The 8375-nt window shown below is 58.5% G+C and carries 8 protein-coding genes; 7 read left to right on the top strand and 1 reads right to left on the bottom strand.

The window, feature by feature from the left end:
- Both EFR00_RS34105 and EFR00_RS34335 read left to right on the top strand, forming a co-directional pair.
- A partial coding sequence (locus EFR00_RS34105; protein ID WP_125864888.1) for a hypothetical protein occupies window positions 1–252 on the top strand: 252 nt, incomplete at its 5' end.
- Between the two features lie 23 nt (window positions 253–275).
- Window positions 276–689: an excalibur calcium-binding domain-containing protein gene (locus EFR00_RS34335; RefSeq protein ID WP_077990363.1), complete on the top strand. Its 414-nt coding sequence runs from the start codon at window positions 276–278 to the stop codon at window positions 687–689.
- Window positions 690–1172: 483 nt separating this feature from the next.
- Here EFR00_RS34335 and EFR00_RS30485 read toward each other — a convergent pair whose 3' ends face one another.
- Complete coding sequence (locus EFR00_RS30485) at window positions 1173–1928, bottom strand: DUF4145 domain-containing protein (RefSeq protein ID WP_077990358.1); 756 nt, start codon at window positions 1926–1928, stop codon at window positions 1173–1175.
- A 599-nt stretch (window positions 1929–2527) separates the two neighbouring features.
- Here EFR00_RS30485 and EFR00_RS30480 point away from each other — a divergent pair.
- The 5 genes from EFR00_RS30480 (at window position 2528) to EFR00_RS30460 (ending at window position 8369) form a co-directional block, all read left to right on the top strand.
- Window positions 2528–2920, top strand: coding sequence for a BRO-N domain-containing protein (locus tag EFR00_RS30480; protein WP_077990355.1), 393 nt, complete (start codon window positions 2528–2530; stop codon window positions 2918–2920).
- Window positions 2913–3455, top strand: coding sequence for a virion core protein, T7 gp14 family (locus tag EFR00_RS30475; protein ID WP_077990352.1), 543 nt, complete (start codon window positions 2913–2915; stop codon window positions 3453–3455). The genes EFR00_RS30480 and EFR00_RS30475 overlap by 8 nt, the downstream gene beginning before the upstream one ends.
- 66 nt (window positions 3456–3521) lie before the next feature.
- Window positions 3522–3824 carry a hypothetical protein gene (locus tag EFR00_RS30470; RefSeq protein WP_077990349.1) on the top strand — a complete coding sequence of 101 codons (303 nt, stop codon included), beginning with the start codon at window positions 3522–3524 and terminating at the stop codon, window positions 3822–3824.
- Window positions 3825–3833: 9 nt separating this feature from the next.
- The gene (locus EFR00_RS30465) at window positions 3834–7607 is read left to right on the top strand and encodes a transglycosylase SLT domain-containing protein (RefSeq protein ID WP_077990346.1); all 3774 of its coding nucleotides are present in this window, start codon (window positions 3834–3836) and stop codon (window positions 7605–7607) included.
- Window positions 7608–7994: 387 nt separating this feature from the next.
- A complete protein-coding gene (locus EFR00_RS30460; protein ID WP_077990343.1) occupies window positions 7995–8369 on the top strand; it encodes a MarR family winged helix-turn-helix transcriptional regulator in 375 nt (124 codons plus the stop codon).
- Window positions 8370–8375: the final 6 nt, after the last annotated feature.

Genomic DNA, 8375 nt, shown 5'->3' with positions numbered 1-8375 from the left:
GAAAACCTCGAACTGATCGAAGAAGTGACCGCAAACTCGGACAACATCTCCGAAGGCGAACTGGTTTACGTCGGCGATGGCAGTGAAGACGGCACGAAGGGTCTGACCGAGAATGGCATCGAAGAACTTCAAAGCCTACTCGCCGACATCAGGACGTGGGACGGCGGTATCCGCGAGTTCCTCATCGACACACAGTGCGATCCCGAAATAATCGACCGCATCATGGCCGATGAGATGAAACGCGGCCTATAGATTCCATCTCTCGACACCCGAAAATGCGTTCGCCGGACGCTTACGAACTAGCAGCACGCGGAGAAACCTCGTCAGGAGCAGAATACCTGGGCCGTCGCACAATCGCCGGGGTCGGAGTGCCAACATATCAAAGATCGGCCGGCGCGGGATCGGATCGGGACTGTGCTGACTTCTCTTCATCGGCTGAAGCACAGCGATTCTTTCTGTCGGCAGGTGGCCCCTTTGTGGACCCCCACGGGCTAGACCGGGATGGCGATGGTTATGCCTGTGAGTTCGGACAAACGCTGCGCGCCAGTGCAGTGCGCCACAAAACAACGTCGCCAACGCCTGCGCGCAAAATGGCCACTATCCGAAGCTCCGACCAATGCTTCGTTGGCCCGAGAGGCGGGACCTATACGATCACGGCAAGTGGCAATAAAAACTACGGCGGCTGTTGAGGTGAGGAAGCCGACGCAAAAAATCTTCTCGCCAATCAATTCACCGGCGCCCTCGCTAACTCATTGATAGTAGCCCCCTCCTGTGCCAATCAATTCACCAGTGAATTAAACCATTGAAAATAAGCAGCTTTTCGCTCTTGACGGGATCGTGGGGCGGGAGTCTAACGGTGTCGTTCCGGCCGGGACAAAACTTCAACTGGGGCATAGTTCAACATCATGAGAATGCAAATCTTCAAACGGACACCGTGGTTCGAGGCATACTTCGAGATCGAGGAGAGGCGCATCCTTAAACGCTTCTTTGACCGCCTTAGCGAGGGCAATGATCACCAATTCTGGATTGGTCGGTGCTACTTGGCCTTCCACGTCTATCGCCGCAAGGTGCAGGCCGGAGACACAGACGCGGCCACCGCCTGAGAGCCGAAGCCCACCGGCAGCCCCGTAGAGGTTCTGCGGGGCGGCACTACTGGCTCCCGCAATGCGGCGTCACTTTGCCCAAGCCTTAGGATTACCCTTGCTTTGTATGAGGGCCTTTGCCTTGGCGGCAAGCTTCGCTTTCTTGTTGTCGACCAACTCAGAGAGAGCACCTTCCAGAATCTCAAACGCGTCCAGCAACGCTTTCTGATCGCTCTGGCCAGCGTGGCTACCGTGATTGCCGACGAAGCGCAGAGCATCTAATGCGTCTTTGTGGCCTGGTTTCATCTTTTCGAACTCAGTGATGCGTTCTGAAAGATTTAAGGCGTGGTTTTTTTCCTTGTTGCCTTTGCCTTCAACGGGAACGTCGAAGTGATCCATCAGGCGCTCGACAAAAATGCGCAGGCGGTTGGCGGCTGCAGCTTTGTCTACCCAGTAGAGTTCGAACGCTAATTCCAGGTGCTCAGCACATTCAGAGGGAAGTTCTCCCGAAACCTCGATGATGTGGGGTGCGGGGTAGATGTGTCGGACGATAAGGGATTCTCCCAAGCATTGTTCGTGACTTTCGTGATCCTCGTACGTCCACAACCGCTTAGTGCCGGCAACTGTTACCACCTCTCCACACTCATCGCATTTTAGCAACGCTACAAAACTCTCTCGAACCCATTCGGGCTCCCATTCCAGATGGTCCTGACGCTCGCTTTTCGATTCCTCAGTCTCTTCGCTGTGCGGGAACCCGCCCATCGCAACTAAAGACCCGCTTTCGCACTTCGGACATGGCCACTTCGGGAGGTTCGAAAACCTGTCATTCCAAAGGTCCCTTTTCATACATTCCTCCGCAATTGCCTTGAAGCGTTAGCGGAGTCGGGAGAGTCGATCTAGTGGGTCTGGTGCTGCGATGTTGCCAGACTGGCGAAGGACCAATTTCGTTTAAGACTATATAGCCAGCCTGCGTTGAGGATGGCCGATTTCGGACCGCCTGAGGACGCAAATCAATTACCACCCACTTAAGGAGAACCCGAGGAGGGAAGACCACTTTTCAATTACCCCTCACTTAAGGAGAACTCCGAGAGGGAGACCAAGAATAAAGGGTGAGGAGAGGAGCCTGATGAAAAAAGGGGTCTCTCTCCGAATGATCTTTATGAAGGGGGGAAGGTGGAAGAACCCTCATCCACCAACACCAAATCCCCAAAGGAAACCTCGAAGGAAACCTAAAGGGCAAACGAGTACCTCCTCGTAATCAACCGCACTGTCCATCATGGACGCTCGACTTCCGAGAGTGCGCTGATCGACTGAAATCTCAGCCGGTCTTTCGTTCTCGTGGCTGTGGTAGCCCCGGCCCCCTTGTCGCACTACTGCCGACGAGGGGGGCGGTCTTTAACCCGGCCGCGCTGATCGCTCACCACCACAAAACCATGAGAACCCAAATGCACAACGAACCGCATACCAATGGCGGCGACGGTGAATTAATCCCGTTGAGCCGCATTCATATCCTGTCTTATCAGTCCGCCCTGATACGTTTCACGATGATCGACAGCCAGCCTTGGTTTATCGCTACGGATGTCTGTAAAGCGATTGGCGCGTACAATCCGCGCCAGGGAGCTGCCCACTATGTGAGGGCAGTCTCAGACGATAGCAAGGCGCTGCGCCGGCTGCAGACCCAGGTCAAAGGCGTGTCAGCTGTGCTGACCGTATCCCGAGATGGACTCGACAAACTGCTCTGGTTGGCGCTGCATAGCGTTACCAAAGCTTGGTCTGTTCTGTCGTCGGTTGACGCCCAGGTCTCCGTTGTTGTCAGCAGGGGGGCCTCCGATGTGTGACCCCGGCTCGATGATTGGGTTAGCTGTCGGAGCCGCTGCGCAAGCGTTCCAGTACCGGAGTGACGTAGCCGCTGCGGAAGAGCAGAATAAACTTTACCGACAGAATGCCGCCCGGGCCAACCAGAATGCCCGCGATCAGATGTTCCAGACCCAGCAGCGCATGCTGCAGGAGCAGGAGAAAGCTGGTGCCGAAAAGGCGGACAACCTCAAAGAGGCCCGCGAGGCCAAGGCAACGGCGACCGTAGCGGCTGGCGAGAGTGGCGTGTCTGGTCTTTCCGTTGACGCCCTCCTGGCCGAGTTCGATGGCCGCGCTTCCCTAGCGAATGACCGCATCGACCAGAACACCGACTGGACCCTCAACCAGCTCAGCAACGAGATGAAGGGCATCCGCTCGAACGCCGAAGACCGCATCAACTCAGTCCAGCGGTCAGCCAAGCCGTCCTTGTTCGATGCGGGCCTCAGGATCGCTGGGAAGGGTATCGATTCCTACAACGACTACAAGCGAGCTGAGCTTGAGGCCCGTCGCGGCCGATAATCCTACGCCTCGCATACTCTGTGCGAGGGCTCTTTCCTACCACCACCACAGCTAACGAGTAAGCCCATGAACTTCCCCCGTATCAACACCATGACCACCGAAATGCACACCGGAGAAGTGCAGCGTCTCCGATTTGTCCTGCTCAACGGCAGCGCTGCGTATTTCCTCGCCAAGGATATCGGCTCCCTCATTGGTCTTAGAGCCGATGACGATGGCGACTATCGCTCCGTCCTCGGACAGTTCGGCATCAGCTTTTTCGACGCCGTCGTTTCTGACCACACCGGCCCCATCGGCTCCCACGCGCTGATCACAGAGCACGACTACAGGCAACTCATCTCGGAAGCCGCCAAGCGTTTGGTAACAGCATAAGGAACCCTCATGGCCGACATCAGGTCTATCATCACCGATGCTGCAGCCCGCTATGGCGTCGACCCCGAATACGCCCTCAAGACGGCCCAGATCGAAAGCGGTCTCAACCCCCACGCTCAGAACAAAGGCTCCTCCGCAGGGGGCCTTTTTCAGTTCATTGACAGCACCTGGGGGAAGTACGGTAAGGGCGCGTCGAAGTACGATGCCTACGCCTCTGCAGACGCCTTCATGCGCTTCACGGTGGACAATCAGAACTACCTCAAGAAGAAGCTCGGCCGTGACCTGTCGAACGGCGAACTTTACCTCGCTCATCAGCAGGGGGCGGGCGGTGCGTTGAACCTCCTGGCCAACCCGAACGCCATGGCAGTCGACCTTATCGGCCGTGCTGCAGTGATCGGGAACGCCGGCCAGACGGGTATGACAGCCTCTGAGTTCGCCAGCCTCTGGACCAAGAAGATGGACGGTACCACGGTCGGCAATGGCCCATCAGGCATCGTCATGCCGGGATCAATGGGAAACTCTCAGAACCCTGGTGACTACTCGGTCCACGATCAGGGCCGCATCAGCGCTTCCGATGTCGTGCCCACGATGAACCTCACGCGGGCCGAAGAGGTCCAGCAGGAAAGGGACCGTATCGCCGCTCAGCCGTCCTATGGGGACGCTATCGCAACCGCCGTGAAGGACGAGTGGTCGGTACTGACACCCTTCCGCGCGTTGGGCCACTACGATCCTGAGCCGGACTACAAGCTCACCAAGGAGAAGCTCGAAGCCTTCGGCCGGAACATCCCAGACGATTACCTCGACGAGTTCGAGGACGCGGTCTCTGATGAGCATGCTGAGGCCATCCGCAACAGGCTCCTGACGCAGCTCGAAGACAACCAGGAGATCGCCTCTCTGGGCACTGCAGGCACGATCATCTCGATGGGCGCTGCCTTGACTGACCCAGGCGCTATCGCTGCCACGGCAGCCATCGGCGCGGTGACGGGCGGCTTCGGCGTACCGGCTGCGGTCGCTGCTCGCCTCGGTCGAGTTGGCTTGGTAGGGCTCGCTGCCGCTGAGGGCGTGGCCGGCAACCTCGCCACTGACATCCCCCTGGCGGCTGTCGACCCGACCCGTGACGTGTCCTTCGACGATCTCAAATACAGCATTGGCACCGGCCTCGTCATGGGCGGTACGATGGGGGCCTTCAGGCGCAACCCGATGTTCAACGAAGAGGCCAAGCAAGTGGCCCGTCTTGGGGAGCAGATGCGGAATGAGGCACTGGCCCCGTCGAACCCCGGCTCGGTCGGTGCAGCGGCAGCCATGGGCGACAACTTCACCCGCTCCGATACCTCGAACCTGATCGACGACTTCAAGCGCCTCGACCCCAAGGGCAAGTTCCTCAACTGGCGCGTCGACACTGTGGGCCAGCTCATGGCCTCAAAGAACCCGATGGCCCAAGCCGTGGCTCGATACCTCGGTGAGGATGGCGTTAGGGCCGCAAAGGGGAGCGGAGTGGTGACCGAGATCGCCGCAACCGAGCGCATGCAGCGCCGGCTTCGAGTGGCCCAGATCAACTGGTACCGGGGCTATGGCGATGCGTGGAAGAAGTTCCGCAAGGCCAATGGCATCAGCGCCTTCAACAGCAAGGATGCCGAGCTAAGGTTCAAGGAGCAGATCGCTGACTACATCCGCGAGGAGAGCCCCTCCGTGCGCGCTCAGTTCCCCGCTGAGGTGAAGCAGGCAGCGGGCGCATTCCAGTCGGAGATGAAGTCCTTCTGGCATGAAGCTCAGAAGCTGGGCATCACGAGGTCGGAGCATGGGGTGGAGAACTACTTCCCCCGCTACGCTCACCTCGCCAAGGCCACCAAGCTGATCAAAGAGGTCGGCTACAGCATGGACCGCAAGGGTGGCCTCACAGACCTCTTCGCAGGAGCCATCCTGAAGAAGCAGCCAGGGCTGGAGCCGCAGATCGCCAAGCGCATGGGCTACGCCATCCTCGACCGCTTTCAGAAGCTCAGCTCGGGGGAGGAGATGTTCGGCTCTGGTCACCTCGGCTTCGACCTCGTCGACCTTGAGGCGGAACTGAAGAACTACCTCTCGGATGACGAGATCGCCAACGTTAAGGCGTGGGCATCGCGCAACGAGAAGAAGGCCGATGAGGCGTCTGGACCGGCCCGCATGAAGGCCCGCATCATGCTCGACGAGAACCACTTCGGTGAGGTCTGGGACAAGCATGGCGCTCCACGTCAGGTCAGCATCTCTGACTTCTACGTCAAAGACCCGCACACGGCTTTCCAGCTCTACGCGCGCAACATGAGCGGACAGCTCGCTATGGCCCGCATCCAAGTTCGCGACCCTGAGACCGGCAGCCTGCTGATCGACGGGATCAAGAACGGGAACGACTGGCTGAAGCTGAAGAACCAGATCAAGTCGGTGGGCGAGGCGACCGGCGCTAACAACACGCTGGATGAGAAGAACCTCGACTTCCTTTACTCGGCCATTACCGGCACCCCCCTGGCTGGTATCGATAGGGGCTCCGATGGGGCGACCTTCCTGCGCATGCTGAGGGACTTCAACTTCCTCCGTCTGATGGGTCAGGTCGGCTTCTCGCAGGTTCCTGAGTTCGGCCGTGTGGTCGCCCAGGCCGGGATCAAAACCACTTTCCAAGCGGTTCCTTCCTTCCGCCACCTGCTCGACATGGCCCGCTCGGGCAAGATGACCGACGAAGTGGCCGAGGAGCTGGACGCTATGGGAGCCTTCGGTAGCGACTACGAGCGTACCGCTCACTACCTCGATACCGATGAGCTGGGCGTTCCAGTGACCAGCGGGACAGACTCGACGATGCAGCGCGTGGCCGGCGCGGTAAACCCCAAGCTCCACGCCATGAACCGCTTCGTCTCGATGGGCTCTGGCATGGCCCCGATCAACCGCGTGTTCCAGAAGTGGTCGGCCCGTGCGGCTGCCGTCAAGTTCACCAAGATGGCCATGTTCGGGGATAAGATCGATGCCGAGCGTCTCCGCGCCCTCGGGCTGGATACGGATGCTGCCGATCAGATTTTCGAAGCGATTAGGACGAACGCCACCTTCAAGGGCGGTGTGAAGTCTCCTTCGAAGCTCCGCAGCCTGGGTATCAAGAACTGGGATGGCAACACCCTCTCAGCCTTCGAAGATGCGATGTTCCGGCTGAACCGGACGATGATCCTCGAAAACGACCCCGGCCAGATGCACCGCTGGATGGCTCACCCGATGGGCCAGATGATGATGCAGTTCCGAACGTTCGCCATGGCTGCCCACACGAAGGCTCTCCTGCAGGGCCTGAACATGCGCGATATGCCGGCCATCAACGGTGCCCTTGCATCGAGCTTTCTCGGTGCAGCGGTCTACGCCGGCCAGACGCACCTCAACCTGCTCGGTAGGGAGGACCGTGAGAAGCAACTGAAAGAGCGCCTCTCGTGGGATAAGCTTGGCCTTGCTGGCTTCGCGCGATCTTCGGAAAGCGCTCTGGTCCCGATGTTCGCTGACATCGGCTGGCAGTTCTTCGACGATGAGCCGATCTTCGACACCCGCTCGTCGGGCTTGAAGACGACCATGGACGGCATGCTCGGGAACCCCAGCGGCGACCTCCTGAAATCGGGCCTTTCAGGCGTTGCTGGCGTCACATCCGCAGTCTTCGGCGATGACTACTCCCGTGAGGATTTCGAGAACTTGAAGCGGGTTCTTCCCTTCGCCCGAATGATGGGCGCGGTGCAGTTCCTCAACTGGGCAGGTTCAGGCCTGCCTCGCAGAGAGCTACGAGACTGACAATATCGCGTGTCCCTGATGGAAACCTTGGGGGCATGCTCTTCCTCCTCGGTCTGCCTTACCCTCACGACAACCATCATTCATGGTCATCGGGGGTTATCCAAGGGGGGCCGAGGGGGCAAAATATCTGCAACAAAAATTTCTGAGGTCAAATCAGATATGAGGAACCGGCAGTTCCCCCCGGATGCCCTCTGTCCACACAATTCCACAGGCCGATCGCTGCCGTCATTCAAAAATTATCGTCTGATTCCAAAGAGTTATTGCAGCTGACTCGCTGTCTCGATACGATTCGAACCGACTGATGACTTGGCTGTTGTGCCTGTCGCGGCGGGGTTTCAACCGACCTGTTGAAGCTCCTGATACCAAACCCACATCAGGAAACCACAGATGAATACAGCTACCGTCGCGGACGATCCTCGGCCCATTCTCATCAAAGTCTTCCGGTTCGTCGAAAAGCTACGCGAACTCTTCCCTGACGTTCCGATGCAGACGATATCAGTCTTCCTCATCATCGCGATGAAACCCGGCATTTCACAAAGGGAATTGCTGAAATTAATGGGAACCAGTCAGTCAGGTGTCTCGCGAAACGTCATGGCTCTGGCGGATGTAAATCGGCATGGAAAGCCAGGGCTCGGTTTGATTGCCCAACTGCGTGACCCTTTCGACTCACGTCAGGTAGGGCTGCGGTTGACGCCTGCGGGGGTCGCATTGGCCAAGCGAGTTGCGGCGCTCGGGCAGGCACACGATGGTGGTATCATTTAAGTGTAC

The sequence above is a fragment of the Rhizobium sophoriradicis genome (assembly GCF_003939025.1).
GTDB classification, from domain to species: Bacteria; Pseudomonadota; Alphaproteobacteria; order Rhizobiales; family Rhizobiaceae; genus Rhizobium; species Rhizobium sophoriradicis.
The sequence above is the reverse complement of the archived record's forward strand: the minus strand, read 5'-3'. Positions and strand labels throughout refer to the sequence as shown.

Bases quoted from the DNA above. Each gene is read 5' to 3' on its own strand.
- EFR00_RS30460 (WP_077990343.1), top strand. From the start codon at position 7,995: ATGAATACAGCTACCGTCGCGGACGATCCTCGGCCCATTCTCATCAAA.
- EFR00_RS34335 (WP_077990363.1), top strand. From the start codon at position 276: ATGCGTTCGCCGGACGCTTACGAACTAGCAGCACGCGGAGAAACCTCG.
- EFR00_RS30470 (WP_077990349.1), top strand. From the start codon at position 3,522: ATGAACTTCCCCCGTATCAACACCATGACCACCGAAATGCACACCGGA.
- EFR00_RS30475 (WP_077990352.1), top strand. From the start codon at position 2,913: ATGTGTGACCCCGGCTCGATGATTGGGTTAGCTGTCGGAGCCGCTGCG.
- EFR00_RS30465 (WP_077990346.1), top strand. From the start codon at position 3,834: ATGGCCGACATCAGGTCTATCATCACCGATGCTGCAGCCCGCTATGGC.
- EFR00_RS30485 (WP_077990358.1), bottom strand. From the start codon at position 1,928: ATGAAAAGGGACCTTTGGAATGACAGGTTTTCGAACCTCCCGAAGTGG.
- EFR00_RS30480 (WP_077990355.1), top strand. From the start codon at position 2,528: ATGCACAACGAACCGCATACCAATGGCGGCGACGGTGAATTAATCCCG.